This is a genomic window from Shewanella morhuae (genome assembly GCF_900156405.1).
Taxonomy (GTDB): domain Bacteria; phylum Pseudomonadota; class Gammaproteobacteria; order Enterobacterales; family Shewanellaceae; genus Shewanella; species Shewanella morhuae.
In genome coordinates this window covers 372,819-396,179 of sequence record NZ_FTNN01000002.1, presented here as the reverse complement: position 1 = coordinate 396,179, position 23,361 = coordinate 372,819, and the positions used below count along the sequence as shown (strand labels likewise).

The following is a 23,361-nucleotide window of genomic DNA, read 5'->3' as shown; positions in this document are numbered from 1 at the left end:
ATTTATATTAATGCAAGATATGAGAGATTCTGATGAAAAAAGTTGAAGCTATTATTAAACCATTTAAATTAGATGACGTGCGCGAATCACTTGCAGAAATAGGCATAACTGGCATGACAGTGCTCGAAGTTAAAGGCTTTGGTCGTCAGAAAGGTCATACTGAACTCTACCGTGGTGCTGAGTATATGGTGGATTTTTTGCCTAAAGTTAAAATTGAATTAGTGATCCAAGATGAACTACTTGAGCAAGCAATTGATGTCATTGTTGAAATTGCACGTACTGGGAAAATTGGTGACGGTAAAATTTTTGTGACTGATGTTGAGCGAGTTATCCGAATTAGAACCGGTGAAGAGAACGAAGAAGCGGTATAGCCTGCTTTGATACGATAGGATCTTTGCTGAGTGATCAAACGAGCGTGTTTCAACCTAAATATGTGTAAATCATACTCATACTAAGTTCAGTTGATAACCAATTTTATGGCTGGAATATCAAGTATTGCGCATGCATGCTTCACTCTGTACAAAAAAACACTCGTTCATATGGTGGCACTGAAGATTTTAGCCCTCTTTGATTTTTTTATTGTGGACGATAATCCAGTTTAATCATTTAGTTTCTGAACTATCTTTAATGGCAATCCCTCAATATTACGCGACTAATGTAGTTATCTCTTATCTGTTACATGATATAACTTAGCTACGTAAATATGCTCTACGAGGTTGTAATTTTGGCTACAAAAAGAATAGTGATTGTGGGTGGCGGGGCAGCTGGCCTAGCACTTGCTTCTAAGTTGGGCCGTAAATGGGGTGGCAGTGATGTCGTCGATGTGTGCTTAATTGACAAAAGTCCTATTCATATATGGAAACCTAAGTTACATGAAGTCGCTGTTGGCGTAATAGATCAATCAATTGAAGGGTTACTCTATCGTGATCACGGACTTAAAAATGGCTATCGCTATATTCGCGGCGAGATAGAGCTGTGTGACCCTGATACCAAATCAATTCAGTTAGCAGCGGTCTATAATGATGATGGTGAGTTACTTTTAGCTCCGCGCCAAATTGATTATGATATTTTAGTGCTCGCATTAGGTGGAGTATCAAATAGTTTCAATACCTTAGGCGCTGATGAGCACTGCATATTCTTAGACAATCTTGAAAACGCTAACTTATTTCACCATAAATTACTTGATGCATTACTCCAATTAAACGAAACGCAGGAAAGAGTTAGCATAGGTATTGTGGGCGCTGGCGCAACAGGTGTCGAATTAGCGGCTGAACTACACCATGTAATTGAGTCTGTTAAGGAATATGGTTACCTAAATATAGCCAAACATCATCTCGAGGTGCATTTAATTGAAGCGTCATCGAAAATACTACCTCAATTACCTGAACGTGTTAGTGCTAGGGCTCAGGCGGTTTTGGATAAAATCGGGATTCGTTTGCATATTGGGGTACAGGTTAAAGAGGTGACGCATGACGGCTTTGTTACGCAAGATGGTGATATCATTAAGGCTGGTTTGAAAGTATGGGCTGCTGGTGTGAAAGGGCCAAAAGCATTTCAGAATTTCACTAAACTCCCGATAACCTCACGTAATCAAATCGAAGTAGATACTTGTATGCGCGTTAAGGGGCAACAAGATATTTATGCTTTAGGTGATTGCGCACTATTAATCCAAGACTCTGGCAAACCGGTACCCCCTAGAGCTCAGGCAGCTGCACAAATGGCTGATACTTTATTTGATAATATTGTTAACCGTTTACAAGATAAACCCGAAAAAGCGTTTATTTATAAAGATTACGGCTCGCTCGTTTCTTTAAGTCGTTTTTCGGCAGTAGGTAATTTGATGGGGAATTTGCGTTCAGGCGATTTATTCGTTGAGGGACACCTTGCTAGGTTGATGTATATTTCTTTATATCAAAGGCACTTAGCGAGTCTTTATGGTTGGTTTTCTGCTATTGTTTATCGTATTGCACAAAAATTATTAAAATGGCAGCGACCAAAGCTTAAGTTACATTAATCGTTGTGAATTTGAGCAACAAAAAGTAGAGAGCAATAGCTCTCTATTTTTGTTTGGGTATAGTCGATGAATCACGAATAACAGGTTCTGGGGTAAAAGTTTTAGAATTTGTTGCACTATGCTCGCGACGTTTGGCAATTAATAACTCAGTGGCAACTTGAGCAATTTCAGCATTCGGCTGGTGAACAGTAGTTAACTTTGGCCAAGTTTGACGTGAGAATGGGCTATCTTCAAAACCTACAATGGATAAGTCAGTCGGTATATCTAAACCTGCCAAACGGGCAGCAAAAAGTGCACCAGCGGCAATTTCATCATTACAAGCTACGATGGCAGTGGGACGATTTTTTTGTTTAATTAATTGGTTTGCACCATCGACACCAGACTCAAATGAATACTTTCCTTCAATTATGTAGTTTTTATCCAATTTTAAGCCGTTGTTTGTTAATGCTTGTTTAAAACCAAGTAATCGCTCTTTGGTTGATTTATGATGTAAATCACCGCTTAAAAATGCGATGTGTTTGTGGCCTAAATCAATTAAGTGTTGAGTTATTTCAATCGCACCAAATTTGTCATTGACTAAAATAGTGAGTCCATTTGAGTCATTATCTTTTTCCCCCGCGATGATCCGCACATAATGAGCATCAATTTCTGTCAGTGCTTTAAGCACTTTAGGATCTTCTGAAAGAGGTGGAGTTAGTACGAGTCCTGCCAGCCTAGAGTATTTGACCAGCGCTGTAAGCTCATCACAAATCGTCTCCGATTTTGCATTGCAAGGGTGAATAACCAGTTCGTAGCCTTTACTCTTACATGCCTCTAAAATCCCATTTTGCATGTCAATAATGTAATATGCATTCGGGTTATCGTAAATAAAACCAATAGCATAGGATTTATTTCCTGCGAGATTTCTTGCTGCTAAATTTGGCTGGTAATGGAGTGCTTTTATTGCCTCATTCACTTTCTCAACGGTGGCTTGTTTTACTGAAGGTTCGTTATTGGTCACACGGGATACCGTCTTGATAGACACTCCTGCATGTTTAGCTACGTCGTTGATAGTGACTTTCATTGATGTAAAACTCTTTATAAGGTCGTGAAGGTATTAGCTGCTTAATGAACGGAAATCCTTCACTCGTCATTTACAAGCTGACATTTATTATCTGTATTTTTTATTTATACCCTTATAGTGCGAGCTTTTATAGTGCTTAGCAATCTTGAATTGTTACAAATTAGCGTTTTTTGTGAATGTTACAACGATGCAATAAGTTGTAAGTTTACATCGTTAGACATAACAATCTGTTTTATAATCATTTTTCGTTTTAATGGTCATCATTATTTTAAGTTGGCGACATTTTTTTGTGGTTACTGTTATTTTGTTGTGGCAAGAGTGTTGATTATTGTGTAATGTTTGCTCCAGACATGACAGCGTTGTCATTCCTTGGGGAATGGTTATGAATACTAAAACGATAATAAGTTATGGAAGGGAAACAAGATGCGACCATTAACCTTTAAGAAAAGTGTATTAGCTACAAATATTGCTATTTTACTTGGCAGTGCTGTATCCATCAGCGCTGTCGCTGCAGATGCTGCGACAACTGTCACTGCTGATGCCGCAGCCACTGTCGCTGCATCTGAAAATATAGAAAAAATTGAAGTGCGTGGTATGCGAGCTTCAATGAAGGCTTCGGTTAATGATAAGCGCTTTTCTGATGCTGTCGTTGATGCGGTAACGGCTGAAGATATTGGTAAGTTTCCTGATGGAGACGTTGGTGAATCATTAGGTCGAATTCCTGGTGTCGCGGTAAATCGTCAGTTTGGTCAAGGCCAGCAAGTATCTATTCGTGGCGCCTCTAGTCAGTTAACTAGCACGTTACTAAACGGTCACTCAGTAGCTTCTACGGGATGGTTTGATCAACAAGCGATTGACCGTAGTTTTAACTACAGTTTACTCCCACCAGAAATGGTCGGTGGTATTCAAGTTTATAAATCGTCTCAAGCTGATATTGCTGAAGGTGGTATTGGTGGTACGGTTATCGTTAAAACCCGTAAACCGCTAGATTTAGATGCAAACTCTATGTTCTTAAGCGCTAAAGGCGACTATGGCACGGTTTCTGAAGAAATAGATCCACAGACTTCGGGTTTATATAGCTGGAAAACTGAAGACGAAAAATTCGGTTTTCTAATTGCTGGTTCACTAGATAAAACTGAATACCAGCGTAACGGTATTGAGTCTTTGCTCAGTTGGGGAGAGATAGTCCCTACCACATTCCAGCAAGATCGTGAGCGTACAGCGATCAACGCGGCATTCCAATATCGACCAACTGATAATCTTGAGTTTGGTTTGAATGTAATGAGCCTTCAGCTTGATGCAAACAATGCTAACACCTCTATTTTCTTGTTCCCAACTCAGCAAGGTGAAAATACTTGTCTGAAGACCAATGCGGCAGGTGTGTGTACGTTAGTTGAACACACTGGTAAAGATGGATTTGCTTTTGCTCAAACATGGGCTCGTAAAGCTAGCATGTCTTCTGACACCATTGATCTGGACTTTGCCTATCAAGCTGATACCTATAAGTTAGAAGGTCGTATCGGTAAAACTAAAGCCGAAGGCGGAACAGATCTGACGGCTAACTATGGTCAATCTATTGGTAAGCCTGAAGATTTTGCAGGTATCTATGATGCTACTGGTGATGTAATTGATATTAATATTGCCAACAACTCATTTGATGCTAGTGATTTTAATGGTCAGTTAGATACCCAAGGTTGGGCGCTTAAAAAAGCAACCAAATACAGATGAAGAATCATTTGCTACATTCGATATTACTATCCCGGTAGAATTTGGCGTTATTACCTCAATTAAATCAGGTATTAGTTATGCCGATCATGATGTCTCTCAAACCACTGAAGCGGCACAATCATCTGGCATAGTAGCTAAAGATGCGTCAGCCTACTATTCAGGCACCATGTCATCTGGCGCAGGTTTTACACTGCCTAAACCTATTTTTGACAATATGATCAACGATGCTTATGCCGCGGTTGATGGTTTCACTCTTGATAAGTCTGGGTATGGCACACTCCAAGAGAAAAACTTGGCACTGTATACCATGGCGACATTCGCCGGTGAAGGAGTGCGTGGTAACTTCGGTTTAAGATATATTTCTACTGATGTTGAGTCTGACTACTATGCATTTAGCCCAACAGGCACTTATGCAGACGGTTTAAGCACTGACAAAGCAAGTTATAACGATGTGTTGCCGAGTGTGAATATTGCATTTGACCTTGCCAGTGATTTAATTTTAAGAACGTCGGCATCTCAAGTTATTTCACGTCCAAACTATGCTGATTTATTCGCAACGTCTAAATTACCTGGTTTAAATGATGGTACACCTGGTAACGAAAAGAAAGTAACTGGCAGTGTTAACTTACAACCTTTTAAAGCCTCACAAGCTGATGTGAGCTTAGAATGGTATTTTAGTGGTGAGGGTTTATTCGCTGCGACTTACTTTATTAAAGATGTCAGTTCATTTATCTCTACAAGAGAAAGTTTGAATCAACAAATCGGTATTGAAGATCCTAGCTTAGTGATTGCAGGTGGCAGTTCATGTGGCGTAGGCGTTTACGATTGCTGGACTGTCAGTGAAAACTATAATGCTAACGGTGGTTCAATTGATGGTATCGAACTGCAGTTACAAGATTCATTCGATAATGGTTTAGGCTATTCAGTTAACTACACATTTGCTGATGCAACTTCACCAGCAGAAAACTACCCTGATCGTGTGGGTGTATTCTCTGACTCATCTAAGCATACCGTTAACTTAGTCAGCTACTATGAAATGGATGATTTCTCTGCTCGTGTAGCTTATAACTGGCGTTCAGAATATATGATGCGTGAATTACCAGGTTTCTATGGTAACCGTGAACATCAAGCCTATGGCACCTTAGATTTAAGTGCTAACTACAACATAACTGACTATTTAGCTCTTACGTTTGAAGTAGTTAATTTACTTGAAGAAGATAGTGTGCAGAAAGGCGTATCACCCGTAGATGCCGAGGGCGTTATCAGTGAGTTTAAAGATAATTATCCAGTATGGAGCTTCGACGGTGAAGCTCGCTACAAGGTTGGTATCGCATTACGTTTCTAAATTTAATTTGTTAAATTAAAAGCCTAGCGTTGCTAGTAATGCCGTTCACTTAACAGTGAACGGCATTTTTCTTTAGCCTAACTGGGTGCTTATTGTTACTTATTTTAAGGACTCGTGGATAAGCCCTTTCCCGTTTACCATCCAACTTAAATTGCCGCACATTTCGTTCTATACCTAATATCTCTTGGGACATTGCCCTGCGTTTGTGATGGCAGCTGTGTCAGTGTAAAGATGATATGGCTCGCAGTATTGCGGAGATTCAATTGAGAGGGATAGGCCGATGGCAAGCTTTTAGCTATCAGTAACATCTTATATCGGATGAGATTTGAAATAGCATAGTGAATTTGGTCACCTAACGTGCTCTGGCTCTTTTGGTGTGATTGAACATCATATTAAATATTAACGTTTATCTAATTCTAATCGGAGTGTGCTACTGCAGTGCGCAAAAGTGAGAATTCTGCGCTTTCAATTGCTGACAGAGCAAGCATTAATGGGAGATAGAAGTGCTAGAGTTTATACGTACATCATTGATTAATATTAATTAGCTAATAAATCGCTTTAATTGTCAAAAATGTGTAGCAATCATGTTTGTTTTTGTGTAACTTACCAATGACAGCGTTGTCATTCGCTTGTGTGATAGCGTTGTTTGTAAGGTCTGCGTGACGAGGATGAGGTCTCCTTATCATGTTTTGATAAAAGTATTACAGCTTGGTAATACCTTTATTTTTTATATTTTTGATAGTATCTCCCCCAGAAACTAGCGTTGGCTGGGTACTGAAAACAGTGCCTAGCCATTTTTTTAGCATGTTTTTTTACTGCATTACTCAACTGCTTACCTCAGCATTGAACATTAACGACATAGATAAATAAAACTCACTGGTAAAAACCAGATAATAAAAAGAGACTGCAATTTATGGCGATTTATTTAACCGTTGCTATGCGAATCATGGCAACGGAAATCACGAGAGTCATTGGGCTTGTCATCGAACTGTCCACCAAACTCTCCATTATTAAACGAACAGTTTACTGGTCACTTTTTATTACGGCATTGACTGGGCTTTCAACGCTTTCATCATTTAGTGTGCTGGCAGCCGTCACAACCCCAAGTTATGTTGCCTCTAACTCAGATTCTACTCAGTTAACTGCTTCTAGCATTCAGTCATCAGTATCAAAAACAATTGTTACAACCATACAGCAGACTTGGCAGTTAAATTTGCTTAAAGAAGCATTGCGCCGCTCCGATAGCACTTACCAAGTGCAGCAAATGTCGACTCAAATGAATCAAAAACGCAAAGTCGAAGAGGCTTTGGCGGGGACGGTTGATGTGTTTTGGAGCATGACTTCAAAAGAATTAGAACAAACAGTGCTACCCGTGCGTATTCCATTGTTTAAAGGGTTACTCGGTAATCGATTACTTATTATCCGCAAATCAGATGAGGCACGATTTGCCAATGTGAAAACTATGGCAGATTTTAAGCAGTTAAAGGCAGGACAAAATCGTTATTGGCCCGATGCTTCGATTCTAGAAGCCAATAAAATCCCCTTGGTAACGAGTTATCAGTACACCAATTTATACCCCATGTTAGAAGGCGGGCGTTTTGATTATCTTGCTTTGGGTGCGCAGGAAGTTGGCGAAGAGCTCGCAAGTCACCCCGATTCCGCACTTAAAATCGATAGCCATATTCTGCTGCAATATCGCTCGCCAGCTTATTTCTTTGTTTCTCCTAAGCGTCCCGAACTTGCTGCAGCTATTTTGGCTGGGCTTGAAAGTATGATCCTCGATGGTTCCTTCGATGAGATGTTCAATCGCGAGCTGAAAATTGAGCAACTGTACAGTGAGGCTAAGTTTGAACAACGCGTCATTATCCGTCTCGATACGCCAGATTTAAGCCCGTTAACGCCTATAGAACGCAAAGAATTGTGGTTAGATCTTTTTAGTATGCAAGGTACAAAATAATGAAAACATTAGCCTTAAAAGTGCAGGTTGGCTTAGCGGTAGCAATTTTTATGATTGTTGGCGTGCTGTTTGGTGCATCGTACTGGTTGGCGAGTGATAAATTAGCTGCCAATGAAACTGAGTTTGAACAAAATACTGTCGCAAGTTTGCAGGTAACTATGGCGCAGCCCATTTTCACCTATGATGATAAACAAATCCAAGCCGTATTATCCGTGATGCTTAAATCTGCACAGGTTTATCATATTGTCGTCAGCGACCATCGGGGTAAAGTGTTAGCCGAGGGGCAACAGGCTCAGACTGTGGCTGATAAATACCTGAGGAAACGTGAAATTCAATTTGCAGATCAAGGTAATCCAACAGGCCAATTGGCCATTCAGTTTTCTATGTTGCCAATTCGTGCTCAGCTATCAGATTTACTCTTAGGTTATTTCTTACAAGCATTGTTAATTCTCGGGGGGAGTTTACTTGTTATCTTCATTATTCTTAAACGTTTAGTGATTAATCCACTGGAGAATATTGTCCGTGCTATGCAAGACATTGCCAGCGGTGATGGCGATTTAGGCCGCCGGCTGCCGGTTCAGAGTCAGGATGAAATAGGCCAGCTTGCCAAGGCATTTAATAGTTTTGTAGAGCAAATCCATGGCACTATTTCTAGAGTGCATGAAACCTCGGGGCAATTGCTGGGTGATGCTAAAGCGCTGGGCTCACTGTCGCAAACCAACAATGAACGTGTGCAGACTCAATTAAAAGAAACCGAGGCTGCAGTCACGGCTGTCACTCAGTTGAGTGCAAGTGCCAACGAAGTCGCGACTAATGCGAAACGTACCGCAGATGCGGCGAGTCAGGCTGATAAAGCGGTCGATGATAGTCAGCGTCAGTTTGACTTAGGGTTAGATATTACCCGCAAACTGGCATCTGAATTAGCCCGATCTGCATTGTCTGTTTCACAGTTACAGCAAGAAACTAAAAAGATTGATGAAGTCGTTGTCGTCATCAACAGCATTGCCGAACAGACCAATCTACTGGCACTAAATGCCGCTATTGAAGCAGCAAGAGCGGGTGAGCAAGGGCGTGGTTTTGCTGTGGTTGCCGACGAAGTTCGTACACTGGCGAGCCGAACCCAACATGCAACCGGTGAAATCCAGAAGATGATCCAGCAGGTTCAGAGCCGAGTGGCCGAAACGGTCACTGTGATGCAAGCAAGCCAATTGCTCTCTACCGAGGGGGTTAATCACTCGGAAGATATTAAGTTAGTACTCAGTAAAGTGACGGGTTTAGTCTCTAATATCAGTAATATGAACATCGAAGTTTCCCATGCGGCGCAGGAACAAACCTGTGTCACTGAAGCCATTTCTCGTACGTTAAATGATCTTGCTAGTGTCTCAGGTTCTGCCTCACTTGATAGCGAGCACTTAGCGCACTCGAGCGAGCGACTGTTTCATCAAGGGGAAAGACTACGGACGTTAGTAACTTCTTTCAGATTGTAGCCATTTCTGGAGCTAGATAAGGATAATCATGAATAAAACATTTGCCGCGACCGCCATACTTGTCGCATTCGGTTTGACTGCGTGTTCAGATGCGCCAGATGCTCAGGTAGTAAATCAGGCACTCAAACAAGCGCAAAACTCGCCTGTAGCTGAGGCTGATGTAGCTTCTGCTTCTGGGGTATTAACCCAAACTCAATTACAGCAATTGGGTGACACCTTATCCGTCACTTACCGTGTTGTGACGAATATTCCTGATGCGCAATGTAACAAAGCACTCGCCGATGGCCGCTGCTTTGTGGCTGAAATCGATTTTGTTCCAGCAGTCAATCTTACCAGCCACGACTGGGCGATTTACTTCAGCCAAATGCGTCCGGTGCAATCAATCGAAGGTAATGAATTTACCATCACTCACATAAAGGGCGATCTTTATCGTATTGCACCAACGGTTGCCTTTACGGGCTTTAATCAAGGCGTGAAAAAAACACTCAGATTCCGTAGTGAGTTATGGCAATTGGCCGAAACCGATGCCATGCCCAATTATTACTTGGCCGCCGAGCATTTAGCCCCCGTGCTCATAGCGAGTACCCAGGTGAGTCAGGATACTGAAACTAGATTAGAATTACGTCCTTATGTCGAAAGCTATACCGACATGGTGAAACAGTATCGCCGTACTGAAACCGATAAGTTAGTGCCTGCGGATGCTAAGCAGCTGTTTATCACTAACCAAAGCGTAAGCGAAAATGCGGCCTTAGCAGTAAATACGATTATTCCTACACCACAAAAAGTACAACTTCATTCAAGCAATACATCAGTATCACTGACATCTGGTATTAAGCTTGAATATCAAAAAGATAATCCAGATCAACCGGCTCAAGTCGCTGCAGCATTGGCGCGTTTAGCCCGCCTTGGTGTGGCTGAATCTGCTAGTGGTATTACGGTGAAGTTTGCCAGCCAAAAAGGGGATGAGGGCAGTTATCGCTTAGATATTCAGCCAACTGAAATTGTGATCGCTGCCAATGATGCGGCGGGCTTCTCTTACGGTTTGTCATCATTAGCAAGCCTTGTGGATGTGAATTCGCTGAAAGTGAATGCCATGACGATTGAAGATAGTCCGCGTTATCCGTTTCGTGGTATGCACATAGATGTGGCGCGCAACTTCCATAGTAAACAGCTGATCCTAGATTTACTTGACCAAATGGCAGCTTACAAACTCAATAAGCTGCATTTACACATGGCCGATGATGAAGGCTGGCGACTTGAAATCGACGGTTTACCAGAGCTGACTGATATAGGCAGCAAACGTTGTCATGATCTTGAAGAAAATACCTGTTTACTACCACAACTGGGTAGTGGTCCTTTTGCTGACGCTAGCGTAAATGGGTTTTATAGCAAACAAGATTATATCAACATAGTGAAATATGCCGAAGCTCGTCAAATTCAAGTGATCCCATCGATGGACATGCCGGGCCACAGCCGCGCGGCGATTAAGTCGATGGAATTGCGCTTTCGTAAATTGCAGGCACAGGAAGTTGAGGGGACTACAAATACTCAAGTGCAAGTGGTCGCGTCAGTGGATAAGCCAAGTAGTAATGCGGTGAAGTCTTTAGATACTGGCGCTCGCCAGTTGCAAGTAGAAGGGAAAAACACCGCAGCTGAGCAATATTTGTTATCCGATCCCAAGGACACCACGGTCTATTCATCAGTGCAGTATTACAACGACAATACACTTAACGTGTGTATGGAGTCGACTTATCACTTTGTTGAAAAAGTGATTGATGAAATTGCCAAGTTACACCAAGCCGCGGGACAACCACTTACTCGCTACCATATTGGCGCCGATGAAACTGCAGGTGCGTGGAAGCAATCACCACAATGCTTAGCGTTTATTGCGCAAAATGATAAGGGCGTTAAATCGGTCGATGAATTAGGTGCGTACTTTATCGAACGTATTTCTACCATGCTTGCCGCTAAAGGCATTGAAGTTGCGGGATGGAGCGATGGCATGAGCCATGTTCGCCCTGAAAACATGCCGGCTAAAGTGCAGTCTAATATTTGGGATGTGATTGCCTATAAAGGTTATGAACACGCGAATAGGCAAGTTAACTATGGTTGGGATGTGGTGTTATCCAATCCTGAAGTCTTGTATTTTGATTTTCCATACGAGGCGGATCCCAAAGAGCACGGTTATTATTGGGCAGGCCGTGCGACTAACAGCCATAAAGTGTTTAGCTTTATGCCAGATAATTTGGCCGCCAATGCGGAGCAATGGACCGATATTCAAAATCAACCATTTGAAGCAGATGACCGCATCAAACTCGATGAGACAGGTAAAAAAATATCGGGTCCAATTGAGAAAGGTAAATCATTTAGCGGCTTGCAAGGGCAACTCTGGAGTGAATCGGTTCGCAGTGACGATACCGCTGAATATATGATATTTCCTCGCTTATTGATGTTGGCCGAGCGTGCTTGGCATCAAGCCGCGTGGGAAGTTCCCTATCAATATCAAGGCGCGCTCTATAACCAAAGTTCAGGCGCTTTTACGTTAGCCATGCGTAATGAGCAAGCAAAGGACTGGCAACAACTGGCAAATACCTTAGGGCATAAAGAGTTTATTAAGCTAGATAAAGCCGGTATCGATTATCGCGTACCGACGGTCGGCGCTGAGATCCGTGACGGAAAACTGTTTGCCAATATCGCGTATCCAGGACTAAAGCTTGAATACCGTAGCCTAAATGGCCAATGGCAAACTTATCAAGCGGGACAAGCGGTTATTGCACCGATTGAGATCCGCGCCCTTGCCGCCGATGGTATTCGTAAAGGCCGAAGTTTAATCGTTAATTAAAACGATATTTATACCAAGCTGTATTTTAACGATAAAATACAGCTTTGTTTATTTTTATGTCGGTCGTTTTTTCAGTCTTAACATTGAGTTTTAAACGTTATGAAAAAACAAATGACAACGCTGTCATTTCTGTTGTAACATTGAGTTAACTAAAGTTCAGTGCGGTATTAACGGCATATAATCAGCAACGATAGCGCAGCATTGATAGATGAGAGGGGTGTCATGGGGTTAGTCCAGACAAAAGTTCAACCGCTGTTTATCGGTGTAGATGGAGGCGGCAGTAAATGTCGAGCCACTATCTATTCTGTAGACGGCAACGTTTTAGGTACTGGTGTAGCTGGCCGCGCGAATCCACTGCATGGTCTTGCTCAAACATTTGAATCCATTGAGGAGTCGACTCGTTTAGCATTGCTAGATGCCGGTATGAAAGAAAGCGATAGTCGTTTGCTGGTGGCAGGGCTAGGGCTTGCAGGCGTCAATGTACCTCGGTTATATCAAGATGTTGTCAACTGGCAGCATCCTTTTGCGGCTATGTATGTCACAACCGATCTGCATACCGCTTGTATTGGTGCCCATCGTGGTGCCGATGGCGCGGTGATTATCACTGGCACTGGTTCTTGTGGTTATTCCCATGTTGATGACACCAGTTTAAGTATTGGTGGTTATGGTTTTGCATTAGGCGATAAAGGCAGTGGCGCTTGGCTTGGATTAAAGGCAGCTGAACATGTGTTGCTGGCGCTCGACGGCTTTGCCGTATCGACAAGCTTAACCGACATGCTACTGAATTACTTTAACGTCACCGACGCACTCGGTATTGTTGAAAATTTAGCCGGAAAATCATCAAGTTGTTACGCTGCATTAGCCAGAAACGTGCTTGATTGTGCCAATGACGGTGATGCCGTCGCGATAGCCATAGTGCAAGAAGGCGCGGATTACATTAGTGAGATGGCACGGAAACTATTTAGTCTCAATCCGGTGCGATTTTCGATGATAGGCGGTCTTGCTGAACCGTTACAAGCTTGGCTTAGTGCCGATGTGGTTGCCAAAATTTCAGAGACCTTAGCCCCGCCCGAATTTGGCGCTATGTATTTTGCCCAGCAAGAATTTAATAAATCGTTATCAGTATAAATAGTTACTGAAACCCAATCCTCTATTTGAACGTGAAGGTAAAAACATGACAAACACGATTATGGAACAAGAAGCTCGCACTGCACCGCAAAAAATCGCGGCTCAGTTAGAAGCTAACGTTGATATTATGCAGCAGTTAGGTGAAAAGCTGCGCGCTTTCAATCCTCGTTTTGTGATGATGGTTGGCCGTGGTTCATCGGATCATGCGGGTGTTTTCGCTAAATATTTATTTGAAATTGAAACCGGTGTACCAACCTTTGCCGCAGCACCATCGGTGGCGAGCGTATATGGTAAAACGTTAAAATTAGACGGGGCGTTAGTGATTGTGATTTCACAATCTGGCCGTAGCCCTGATATTTTGGCACAAGCGCGTATGGCAAAAAATGCCGGTGCTTTTTGTGTTGCCTTAGTCAATGATGAAACTGCACCGATTAAAGATATCGTCGACGTAGTTGTACCTTTACGTGCCGGCGAAGAAAAAGCCGTTGCAGCTACTAAAAGTTATCTTGCGACGTTGTCAGCTATTTTGCATCTTGCTGCTGCGTGGACGCAGAATGAATCACTTGCCAAAGCGGTACGTTCTTTACCACAAGCGCTGCAAACAGCGGTGGACGCAGAGCCGCAGCTCACGGCTGAATCTGTTGCCGATGTAAAAAACTTAGTCGTACTCGGCCGTGGTTTAGGTTATGCGGTCTCTAAGGAAATTGCGCTTAAGTTAAAAGAAGTGTGTTCAATCCATGCTGAAGCGTTTAGTAGCGCCGAGTTCCTCCACGGCCCCGTGACCTTAGTTGAGAAAAAACTTACTATCGTCGATGTATGTATTGGCGATGAATCCTACGCGAGCCATATCGAACAAATTGAAAACGTGAGCCAACGCGGCGCCGACTTAGTGCATCTAAATCAAACCTCGACTGACATTCATCCACGTGTGGCACCGTTAGCGTTATTACAACGTTTTTATATCGACGTGGCCGCAGTTGCGATTGCCCGCGGTATCGATCCTGATCAACCCGCGGGTCTTAAAAAAGTGACCCAAACACTCTAAGTGACTCGTTGATGAGATTGAGTTTTACGGGGTTAAGCCTAGCAGGAATAGGCTTAACCAAGTCACTCGCGTTATTTATTGAAAGAGGTTTGCGATGAAAATCACCCTGATCGCTGAACGTATTTTTGATGGCGAACATTTCCACCAAGATGCGCCAGTGACGATTGAAGACGGGCATATTCTGGCTTTTGATACCGTTAAAGGTGCAAAAGAAATTCGCCAAGCCGGAACATTGGTGCCGGGCTTTATCGATGTACAAGTTAATGGTGGCGGCGGCGCACTATTCAATGCCGAGCCTAGCGTGGCCTGTATTGAAACGATTGCTAAAGCACATGCACGTTTTGGTACGACCGGATTTTTACCTACCTTAATTACCGATGACGTTAGTGTGATGGTAAAAGCAGCCGATGCTATTGCTGAGGCATTGCAAAAAGGTAGTGCTGGCGTCTTAGGCGTACATTTTGAAGGGCCGCATTTATCTGTACCTAAAAAAGGAGTGCATCCACAGGGCTTTATTCGCGACATCACCGATGCTGAACTTGCAGTATTTTGTCGTCAAGATCTGGGGATAAAAGTCGTTACGCTTGCGCCTGAGAATGTGTCGCCAGAGGTTATTCGTACGCTTGTTGCTTCAGGCGTTAAGGTGTGTTTGGGGCATTCTAATGCCGATTACAACACGGTTGTTGCGGCATTAGCGGCAGGCGCCACTGGTTTTACGCACCTTTATAACGCCATGTCACCACTCGGTTCCCGCGAGCCAGGCATGGTTGGCGCGGCGATAGAGAGCGAAACCGTTTGGTGTGGGTTAATTGTCGATGGTCACCATGTGCATCCTGCTGCGGCAAAGATTGCTCTGCGCGCCAAGCCTAGAGGCAAGATAATGTTAGTCACCGATGCCATGCCGCCAGTTGGCATGGACGATGAAATGAGCTTTGAGCTCTTTGGTATTCAAGTGCTTAGAGTTGGTGACAGGTTAAATGCCATAACAGGTGAATTGGCAGGTTGTGTGCTCGATATGGCAAGCGCAGTAAATAACACAGTGAACTTATTAGGTTTACCGTTAGCTGAAGCGTTAAGAATGGCGGCCTTGTATCCGGCACAGTTCCTCGGAATTGATCATAAGGCTGGCCGTTTAGCATCGGGGCACAGAGCCGATTTGGTGTTGCTTGATGCGCAAAATAAAGTGCAGGCAAACTATATTGCAGGTCAGACCGTTTATGCTCGCTGTTAAGTTATGCAGCTAGTAAACATCAGACTTAACTATTAGCCCCTGTCATATTTTGATGACAGGGGCTAAGTTTTTTATGATGTAGCACTATATAGGCGCCGTACTAAATGGTGCAGCAGGCATATCGTCTGACACTAATCGTAGAGGGTGCTAATTTTTGCCTAACTTTGAAAAACTATAAATAACAATAAGAAAGGATATGGTATGGAGATAATGCAAACAAACAAGTCCTTGGCTAAGAAAGTGAACAAACCTAGGCTGATGTCTCTTGATGCACTTCGTGGTTTCGATATGTTTTGGATTTTAGGTGGTGAGGCGCTGTTTGGTGGCTTGCTGATTTTAACCGGCTGGGCAGGCTGGCAATGGGGCGATGAACAGATGCACCATAGCCAATGGCACGGCTTTCGATTTTACGATTTAATTTTTCCGCTATTTATTTTCCTCTCCGGTGTCGCCTTAGGGTTATCCCCCAAGCGTTTAGATAAATTACCCATGAACGAGCGATTACCTGTATATCGCCATGCAATTAAGCGGCTATTTTTATTGTTGTTACTGGGTATTTTATATAATCATGGTTGGGGTACTGGAGTGCCTGCCGATCCCGAAAAAATCCGCTATGCCAGCGTGTTAGGTCGAATCGCTTTTGCTTGGTTTTTTGCGGCGTTATTGGTGTGGCACACCAGTTTACGAACCCAAATTATCGTCGCCTTGGGCATTTTGCTTGGCTATGGCGTAGTGCAACTTTGGTTGCCCTTTCCAGGTGGGCAGGCCGGCGTGCTCTCGCCAACGGAATCAATCAATGCCTATGTTGATTCAATTTTATTACCCGGCATAAGCTATCAAGGCTATACGCCTGATCCTGAAGGAATATTGTCAACACTCCCCGCCATAGTCAATGCCTTAGCAGGCGTTTTTGTTGGTCACTTTATTGTTAAATCCCACCCTAAAGGTGAGTGGGCTAAAGTCGGTTTACTCGCAGCAGCAGGCGGTGTCTGCTTAGCTGTAGGTTGGCTGTTGGATATACTTATTCCCGTTAACAAAGCCCTATGGAGCAGTTCATTCGTGCTAGTGACTTCAGGCTGGAGCATGATTTTATTGGCAATATTTTATGCCTTAGTGGACGTACTTAAGTGGCAAAGATGGGCATTTTTCTTTGTGGTTATTGGTACTAACGCCATTATTATTTACTTAGCGTCTAGCTTAGTGGATTGGAAATATATCGCGCAAAGTGTGTTTGGCGGTGTGGTTGCTGCTTTGCCTGCAAATAGCCAATCCTTAGCTGCGGTTATCAGTTTACTTGCGGTGCAGTGGCTAGTTTTATATTGGATGTATCGCCGCAATATTTTTGTCAAAATTTAGGTTATTCGCTTAATCGATGGAAATAAGCCGTAGGCACTGAGTGCCTACGGTTTTTTTATATTGTTTCTTAACGTTGCACCGCAACTGCCTTAGCGTTGAGCTAAAAGCAAATTAGCAGTAGTTCTGTCTTTTCTAGGAATTTTATCAAATGACAGCGTTGTCTTTTTATGTTATTTGTTTTAACATCGGTGAAACAATGACGTCTTTGAGTTATAACATTCATCATTGTGAACGAGTCGTGATAAGGACATTCGGGAACTTAGAACTAATTTTAATCCCGTGATCACCTCAATAATTAACTATTAATAAGAAGCAGGTTTATGGAAATGACACTCGATAAAAGCCAGCAAAAAAGCAGCTTTCTCCCCATGGCCATTGTAGCGGCTCTATTTTTCATCCTCGGATTCGCCACGTGGTTGAACGGTTCTTTAATGCCGTATTTAAAACAAATATTGCAGCTTAATCCTTTCCAAGCTTCGTTGATTTTATTTTCTTTTTATATCGCAGTGACATTCACCGCTTTACCTTCTGCCTGGCTTATTCGCAAAGTCGGTTATAAAAATGGCATGGCATTGGGAATGGGCGTGATGATGTTGGCGGGATTGTTATTTATCCCTGCGGCAGAAACGCAAATTTTTGGTCTATTTCTATTTGCTCAATTGGTGATGGGTACAGGCCAAACCTTATTACAAACAGCGGTTAACCCTTATGTGGTGCGTTTAGGTCCTGAAGAGTCTGCCGCAGCCCGTGTGAGCGTGATGGGTATTTTGAACAAAGGTGCGGGCGTGATTGCACCTTTAGTATTCTCGGCACTGATTTTAGACAGCTTTAAAGACCGTATTGGTACTGAACTTACGCAAATTCAAATTGATGAAATGGCTGATGGCTTAGTGTTACCGTATTTAGGAATGGCCATTTTTATCGGTATTTTGGCATTGATGGTGAAAAAGTCGCCATTACCAGAGTTATCTAATGAAGATGAAAGCCTTGACCATACTGACAAAAGTCAGCTTAAAGCGGCACTTTCTCACCCTAATTTAGCTTTCGGTGTGTTGGCACTATTTGTTTATGTGGCCGTGGAAGTGATTGCTGGTGACACGATTGGCACCTTTGCGCTCTCACTCGGGGTTGAACATTACGGCGTGATGACCTCTTATACTATGTTGTGTATGGTGCTGGGTTACACATTGGGTATCTTACTGATCCCGCGCTTTATTTCACAACCTAAGGCGTTGATGATTTCGGCCATTTTAGGGTTAGTGCTGACATGTGGCATTTTATTGGGCGACAATAACTCCTACGCCATTGCTAATATCGTATTAGTGCCTTTTGGTGGCGTGGCACTACCTGACACCTTGATGATGATTGCTTTTCTTGGTTTAGCTAATGCAATAGTTTGGCCCGCCGTGTGGCCACTTGCCTTGTCTGGCATGGGCAAATTAACCAGTACCGGTTCTGCACTATTGATTATGGGGATTGCGGGTGGCGCTTTTGGGCCTGTGTCTTGGGGCTTAATGAGCTCCGCGACAGACATGGGCATGCAAGGCGGTTACATGGTGTTGTTACCCTGTTATTTGTTCATTCTGTTCTACGCGGTAAAAGGGCATAAAATGCGTCGCTGGTAAACTGAATTGTAAAAAGGAAAGCCCTCGATGATGAGGGCTTTTTTATTCAGTGGGTTAACAAGGTTGTGCTTTAGAAATTTGGATAATTAAAACGCGTAACTCACGCTAGCAAGCACTGTATCCGAGGTTTTATATACACCATCAGAGACCTTTTGGTCACCGCTAAGATCAGTGCCTAACCAAGCTAAAGAAAGTCCAAAGCCTGCTAGTTCAGTCGATACACCAACAGAGTAGTCTGAGTAACTATCAAAACCTTCACCGTCATCTAACGCTTCGCCAGCATTATAACCGTAGTGCAGATCGAGGCTCCAGTTCTCAACAAATCCATAAGAGTAGTTAAGTTCGGTGTAGTGATAGTCTAAATCAGTGCCGCTGTAGTCATTGGTGAACCAATAGGCAACGCGAAAGCCTTTATAATCCATGCCCGCAGTAACTTCAAAGTAGCCTATATCGCTCTCACCGGAATAGTTATAACGGTTAAGAGTAATATCGTAGGTCAGCTCTTCGTTGATTTCGCCGCCATAAGCAACATAGAAATCGTATTCGATAGCTGGGCCGTTATAACCTGGCTCATCAAAATCGACGTTACTTGCCCAAGCACCAACAGAGAAACCCGAGTCGAAGCTCCAATCGATACCCCCTTGCAGGGCTGGGTCGCCTGCTGTTTGTGATATGCCGCGGAAACGATAATCGTTAGTCACACCAATTTCCCCAGTCACTTCGGCGGCGGCAATGCCGGAGAATAGGGTGGTGGTTAGCGCGAGCCCAACCAGCTGTGCCAGCCGTTTTTTATTCAGATTGTTATGCACGGTATTTCTCCCATTTTCTTTATTGACTCGGACGTGTTACTGGCGGCCAAGGTGAGTTAATGGCGTCAATACATCCGTTTATTTGCCAAACAACAGCTTAGGGAAACCCATTGCTGCGACCTCATGGCGAGTATCGCTAAGATAACTTAGCCGTTCTACTGAGGCTGACATCAGCCTCGTTGATCTCACTTTTGCTCAAAAATAACGTAAATCTTACGACATGGCTCCACGACTTCCCAAATACCTTCAAATCCTGCCGGTATAATAAACCTATCACCCACAGTGAAAGTCTGTGATTGACCCTGAAGATCAGTAATAACACTTATCCCTTCGAGGATTTCGCAGTACTCGTATTCAGTATAGTTTATTTTCCAAGCCCCTGATTCGCTTTGCCAAACTCCACTGTGAAATTGATCGCAAGGGCTAGAATAATGATTCTCTAACCCTTGAGTTGGGTTACCCGCTAACAACTTTTCTGCCGGTAGCTGATAACTTTCGACGGCCGTTTGTGCCGTGGCAAAGCGAATAATGGCGTTAATGCTCACCGTCATGTGTGATTTCCTTATTAAACTGGCATTGGGCTATTTCATCGTTGGCATAACAAACTCAGTTTGAATCTGTTTACCTACGGGCCAGCGCGCAGTAATGGCTTTACGTTTAGTGTAAAAACGCACGCCATCGGGGCCATGCATATGCAGCGGTCCAAACAGTGAACGTTTCCAACCACCAAAACTGTGGAATGCCATCGGCACCGGAATCGGTACGTTCACCCCAACCATACCGACTTGCACGTGGTGGCAAAAATGCCTTGCCGCTTCACCACTTTGGGTAAAAATGGCCGTGCCATTACCAAATTCATGTTGGTTAATCAGCTCAAGTGCGGTCGGGTAATCTTTTACGCGCATAATGGCGAGCACTGGGCCAAAGATTTCTTCACGATAAATGCTCATCTCTGGCGTGACGTGATCGAATAAACAGGCACCGAGGAAATAGCCCTGTTGATGGCTGGCAACACTCAAATTACGGCCATCGACCAGCAATGCTGCGCCTTCTTGCACGCCTGCTTCAACATATTGGGTTACTTTGGCAAGATGTTGTTTTGAGATAAGTGGGCCCATTTCTATTTCTGGCGTCAGGCCGTTGCCGACTTTTAAGCTTTGGATTTGCGGTAGCAGTTTTTCCACTAACGCATCGCCCACATCACCTACTGCTAGTACGACTGAAATCGCCATGCAACGCTCGCCCGCACTGCCGTAAGCTGCGCCCATTAAGGCGCTCACGGCTTGATCTAAGTCTGCATCAGGCATGAGTAGCATATGGTTTTTTGCGCCGCCCAAGGCTTGCACGCGTTTGCCATATTTAGAGGCGGTGCTGTAGATGTATTCGGCTACTGGAGTTGAGCCAACAAAGCTTATCGCTTGCACATCTTTATGGGTGAGCAAGCTATCAACGGCTTCTTTATCGCCGTTAATCACGTTAAACACGCCATTGGGAAGGCCCGCTTCTTTAAGTAACTGCGCAATACGCATCACCGCGCTCGGGTCTTTTTCCGAGGGTTTCATAATAAAGGTGTTACCGCAGGCAATTGCGATTGGGAACATCCACATGGGAACCATCACCGGGAAGTTAAAGGGCGCTATGCCTGCGACAACACCTAAAGCTTGATTCACTGACCAAGAATCTACGCCGCCACCCACTTGTTGGGTGTGCTCGCCTTTAAGTAAGTGCGGAATACCACAGGCAAACTCGACCACTTCGAGACCGCGAATGATCTCGCCCTTTGCATCATCCAACACTTTGCCGTGCTCGCGGGTGATAAGCTGTGCCATTTCATCCATGTGCAGCTCTACTAAGGCTTTAAATTTAAATAGCACGCGAGCACGGTTGAGTGGTGTTACCTGCGACCACGTCTCAAAGGCGGTTTTAGCGATAGCGATAGCTTCACCGACTTCCGCTTCGCTGGCGAGCGAGACTTGGCTACTATGTTCGCCAGTGGCGGGGTCAAAAATATCTTGGACTCTTAAGCTGGCAGGCGTGTGCTGACCGTTAACAAAATGAGTGATCGTGTGCATAGTAAACCTTTGATATTCGCTGTTGTAGCGCAGTGTTAAATGTAAAAGTGAAATAAGAGGTTGGCTTTATTATCCAACAGCATTAATCGCATCGCTTAGGCTGTTAACCATTTGGTCAATCTCGCGTTTATCGACAATCAGTGGCGGCGATATAGCAATAATATCGCCCGTGGCTCGCACCAATGTGCCGTGGCGGAAGCAATGCTCAAACACGCCGTAGCCACGTTTGCCCGCGCCTTGAGCGTTAGGTGCAAATTGAATCCCAGCGACTAAGCCTGTGTTGCGAATATCAATCACATTCGGCAAGCCTTTGAGACTGTGCACTGCGTCCTCGAAGTAGTGCTCAAGCTCAAGACTGCGCTCAAATAATTGCTCATTCTCATAAATTGATAGGGTGGCAAGCGCCGCCGCTGCAGCCACTGGATGACCGGAATAGGTATAGCCGTGGAAAAACTCAATCAGTTCAGCGGGGCCTTGCATACAGGTGTCGTGGATAAAATCTTGCACAAACACCGCGCCCATTGGGATAGCGCCGTTATTGATGGCTTTAGCCGTGGTGATCATATCTGGGATCACGCCCCAACGTTGACTCGCAAAGGCGGCGCCAACGCGGCCAAAAGCGGTAATGACTTCATCAAAAATCAGTAGGATGCCGTATTTTTTAGTGATTTCACGCAGACGTTTTAAGTAACCTTGGGGCGGTAATATTACTCCAGCAGAACCCGACATAGGTTCAACGATGACGGCGGCAATATTCTCGGCGCCATGTAAGGTTACAAGCTGTTCTAATACCTCGGCTTTTTCCGCGCCAAGGTGTGAGAGTCCACGGGTAAATGCTGCATTTTGGATATCTAAGGTGTGGGGTAAGCGATCAACGCCTTGCAACAATTGGCCGCTAAAGGCTTTGCGGTTATTACTTAACCCACCGACAGAGATGCCGCCAAAACCCACACCGTGATAACCCATTTCACGGCCGATAAAGCGAGTGCGTGAGGCTTGACCATTCGCTCTGTGATAGCACAGCGCCATCTTAAGCGCTGTATCGACCGACTCAGAACCTGAGTTAGTAAAAAAGACTTTATTTAATCCATCTGGACTTAGCTCAACTAAACGCTCGGCGAGTTCAAAGGCAATAGGATGACCCATTTGGAAGGAGGGCGCGTAGTCCATCTCGTGTATTTGTTTGCTGACAGCTTCGCTGATTTCTTTGCGCCCATGGCCCGCGTTACAGCACCATAAACCGGCGGTGGCATCTAATATCTTATTGCCATCAATATCCTTGTAATACATGCCTTCTGCTTTGGCGAGTAAGCGCGGGTTGGCTTTAAATTGGCGGTTGGCAGTAAAAGGCATCCACAGGGCTTCAAGTGAGGGCATCTCTTGTGAAGACTTGCTGGAAAAATCATTTGAGGAATTGAGTGGCAAATCGGCCATAGTGTTTACCTTTTCCTGTATTTTTTAGGTCTGGCTTTTGGGTGGCTATTATTTGCTATGCTATGTCAGAAATAATGAACATGGAATAGTCGTGTGCAGTTATTTGTAGCTAAAATGCTATTTTTGTAAAAAATATTGAATTTTATTGCTCAAACAGCGTAACCTGAAGCCAGAAATTATGCCTGCGATGCTGTTTAGCATTTGCAATTCGTCTGTCACAGATGG

At 43.9% G+C, this 23,361-nt stretch carries 15 protein-coding genes and 2 pseudogenes; 11 read left to right on the top strand and 6 right to left on the bottom strand.

Annotated features, from left to right (window positions below; translation table 11 throughout):
* Positions 1 to 32: 32 nt before the first annotated feature.
* Together BW947_RS04020 and BW947_RS04015 are read left to right on the top strand one after the other, a co-directional pair.
* Complete coding sequence (locus tag BW947_RS04020; RefSeq protein WP_076497028.1) at positions 33 to 371, top strand: P-II family nitrogen regulator; 339 nt, start codon at positions 33 to 35, stop codon at positions 369 to 371.
* A gap of 353 nt (positions 372 to 724) precedes the next feature.
* Positions 725 to 2,014: an NAD(P)/FAD-dependent oxidoreductase gene (locus BW947_RS04015; protein ID WP_076497079.1), complete on the top strand. Its 1,290-nt coding sequence runs from the start codon at positions 725 to 727 to the stop codon at positions 2,012 to 2,014.
* Positions 2,015 to 2,057: 43 nt separating this feature from the next.
* Here BW947_RS04015 and BW947_RS04010 read toward each other — a convergent pair whose 3' ends face one another.
* Positions 2,058 to 3,077: a LacI family DNA-binding transcriptional regulator gene (locus BW947_RS04010; RefSeq protein ID WP_076497027.1), complete on the bottom strand. Its 1,020-nt coding sequence runs from the start codon at positions 3,075 to 3,077 to the stop codon at positions 2,058 to 2,060.
* A gap of 423 nt (positions 3,078 to 3,500) precedes the next feature.
* Here BW947_RS04010 and BW947_RS04005 point away from each other — a divergent pair.
* Positions 3,501 to 6,150 (top strand): annotated as a pseudogene (locus BW947_RS04005) (TonB-dependent receptor).
* Between the two features lie 49 nt (positions 6,151 to 6,199).
* Here the strand turns inward: BW947_RS04005 and BW947_RS18415 are convergent.
* Positions 6,200 to 6,476 (bottom strand): annotated as a pseudogene (locus tag BW947_RS18415) (IS4 family transposase); the annotation flags it as partial.
* Between the two features lie 587 nt (positions 6,477 to 7,063).
* Between BW947_RS18415 and BW947_RS04000 the strand changes: the two are divergent.
* The 8 genes from BW947_RS04000 to nagP all read left to right on the top strand — a co-directional run bounded on the left by BW947_RS04000 (position 7,064) and on the right by nagP (position 18,821).
* Positions 7,064 to 8,107, top strand: coding sequence for a substrate-binding periplasmic protein (locus tag BW947_RS04000; protein WP_076497026.1), 1,044 nt, complete (start codon positions 7,064 to 7,066; stop codon positions 8,105 to 8,107).
* Positions 8,107 to 9,594 (top strand): methyl-accepting chemotaxis protein, encoded by a 1,488-nt coding sequence (locus BW947_RS03995; protein ID WP_076497025.1) that lies wholly within the window; start codon positions 8,107 to 8,109, stop codon positions 9,592 to 9,594. The genes BW947_RS04000 and BW947_RS03995 overlap by 1 nt, the downstream gene beginning before the upstream one ends.
* A 28-nt stretch (positions 9,595 to 9,622) precedes the next feature.
* Positions 9,623 to 12,436: a family 20 glycosylhydrolase gene (locus BW947_RS03990; protein WP_076497024.1), complete on the top strand. Its 2,814-nt coding sequence runs from the start codon at positions 9,623 to 9,625 to the stop codon at positions 12,434 to 12,436.
* Positions 12,437 to 12,658: 222 nt separating this feature from the next.
* The gene (nagK, locus tag BW947_RS03985) at positions 12,659 to 13,564 is read left to right on the top strand and encodes an N-acetylglucosamine kinase (protein ID WP_076497023.1); all 906 of its coding nucleotides are present in this window, start codon (positions 12,659 to 12,661) and stop codon (positions 13,562 to 13,564) included.
* Positions 13,565 to 13,610: 46 nt separating this feature from the next.
* Positions 13,611 to 14,609 carry a glucosamine-6-phosphate deaminase NagB-II gene (gene nagB-II / locus BW947_RS03980; RefSeq protein ID WP_076497022.1) on the top strand — a complete coding sequence of 333 codons (999 nt, stop codon included), beginning with the start codon at positions 13,611 to 13,613 and terminating at the stop codon, positions 14,607 to 14,609.
* A gap of 94 nt (positions 14,610 to 14,703) precedes the next feature.
* Positions 14,704 to 15,840: an N-acetylglucosamine-6-phosphate deacetylase gene (nagA, locus tag BW947_RS03975; RefSeq protein ID WP_076497021.1), complete on the top strand. Its 1,137-nt coding sequence runs from the start codon at positions 14,704 to 14,706 to the stop codon at positions 15,838 to 15,840.
* Positions 15,841 to 16,041: 201 nt separating this feature from the next.
* Complete coding sequence (nagX, locus tag BW947_RS03970; protein ID WP_076497020.1) at positions 16,042 to 17,196, top strand: transmembrane glucosamine N-acetyltransferase NagX; 1,155 nt, start codon at positions 16,042 to 16,044, stop codon at positions 17,194 to 17,196.
* 326 nt (positions 17,197 to 17,522) lie between these two features.
* On the top strand, positions 17,523 to 18,821 hold the full coding sequence (nagP, locus tag BW947_RS03965; RefSeq protein ID WP_076497078.1) for an N-acetylglucosamine MFS transporter NagP: 1,299 nt from the start codon (positions 17,523 to 17,525) through the stop codon (positions 18,819 to 18,821).
* A gap of 86 nt (positions 18,822 to 18,907) precedes the next feature.
* On the opposite strand, the gene BW947_RS03960 is transcribed toward nagP, so the two are convergent.
* The 4 genes from BW947_RS03960 to aptA form a co-directional block, all read right to left on the bottom strand.
* Positions 18,908 to 19,630, bottom strand: coding sequence for a TorF family putative porin (locus BW947_RS03960; RefSeq protein WP_076497019.1), 723 nt, complete (start codon positions 19,628 to 19,630; stop codon positions 18,908 to 18,910).
* A gap of 185 nt (positions 19,631 to 19,815) precedes the next feature.
* Positions 19,816 to 20,181: a cupin domain-containing protein gene (locus tag BW947_RS03955; RefSeq protein WP_076497018.1), complete on the bottom strand. Its 366-nt coding sequence runs from the start codon at positions 20,179 to 20,181 to the stop codon at positions 19,816 to 19,818.
* Between the two features lie 30 nt (positions 20,182 to 20,211).
* A complete protein-coding gene (locus BW947_RS03950) occupies positions 20,212 to 21,702 on the bottom strand; it encodes a CoA-acylating methylmalonate-semialdehyde dehydrogenase (RefSeq protein ID WP_076497017.1) in 1,491 nt (496 codons plus the stop codon).
* 69 nt (positions 21,703 to 21,771) lie between these two features.
* Positions 21,772 to 23,136 (bottom strand): omega-aminotransferase AptA, encoded by a 1,365-nt coding sequence (gene aptA, locus BW947_RS03945; RefSeq protein ID WP_076497016.1) that lies wholly within the window; start codon positions 23,134 to 23,136, stop codon positions 21,772 to 21,774.
* Positions 23,137 to 23,361 lie beyond the last annotated feature (225 nt).

Excerpts from the sequence above, each read along its gene's own strand:
- BW947_RS04020 (WP_076497028.1), top strand. The coding sequence starts at position 33 with ATGAAAAAAGTTGAAGCTATTATTAAACCATTTAAATTAGATGACGTG.
- BW947_RS04010 (WP_076497027.1), bottom strand. The coding sequence starts at position 3,077 with ATGAAAGTCACTATCAACGACGTAGCTAAACATGCAGGAGTGTCTATC.
- BW947_RS04000 (WP_076497026.1), top strand. The coding sequence starts at position 7,064 with ATGGCGATTTATTTAACCGTTGCTATGCGAATCATGGCAACGGAAATC.
- BW947_RS03995 (WP_076497025.1), top strand. The coding sequence starts at position 8,107 with ATGAAAACATTAGCCTTAAAAGTGCAGGTTGGCTTAGCGGTAGCAATT.
- BW947_RS03990 (WP_076497024.1), top strand. The coding sequence starts at position 9,623 with ATGAATAAAACATTTGCCGCGACCGCCATACTTGTCGCATTCGGTTTG.
- nagK (WP_076497023.1), top strand. The coding sequence starts at position 12,659 with ATGGGGTTAGTCCAGACAAAAGTTCAACCGCTGTTTATCGGTGTAGAT.
- nagB-II (WP_076497022.1), top strand. The coding sequence starts at position 13,611 with ATGACAAACACGATTATGGAACAAGAAGCTCGCACTGCACCGCAAAAA.
- nagA (WP_076497021.1), top strand. The coding sequence starts at position 14,704 with ATGAAAATCACCCTGATCGCTGAACGTATTTTTGATGGCGAACATTTC.
- nagX (WP_076497020.1), top strand. The coding sequence starts at position 16,042 with ATGGAGATAATGCAAACAAACAAGTCCTTGGCTAAGAAAGTGAACAAA.
- nagP (WP_076497078.1), top strand. The coding sequence starts at position 17,523 with ATGACACTCGATAAAAGCCAGCAAAAAAGCAGCTTTCTCCCCATGGCC.
- BW947_RS03955 (WP_076497018.1), bottom strand. The coding sequence starts at position 20,181 with ATGACGGTGAGCATTAACGCCATTATTCGCTTTGCCACGGCACAAACG.
- BW947_RS03950 (WP_076497017.1), bottom strand. The coding sequence starts at position 21,702 with ATGCACACGATCACTCATTTTGTTAACGGTCAGCACACGCCTGCCAGC.
- aptA (WP_076497016.1), bottom strand. The coding sequence starts at position 23,136 with ATGGCCGATTTGCCACTCAATTCCTCAAATGATTTTTCCAGCAAGTCT.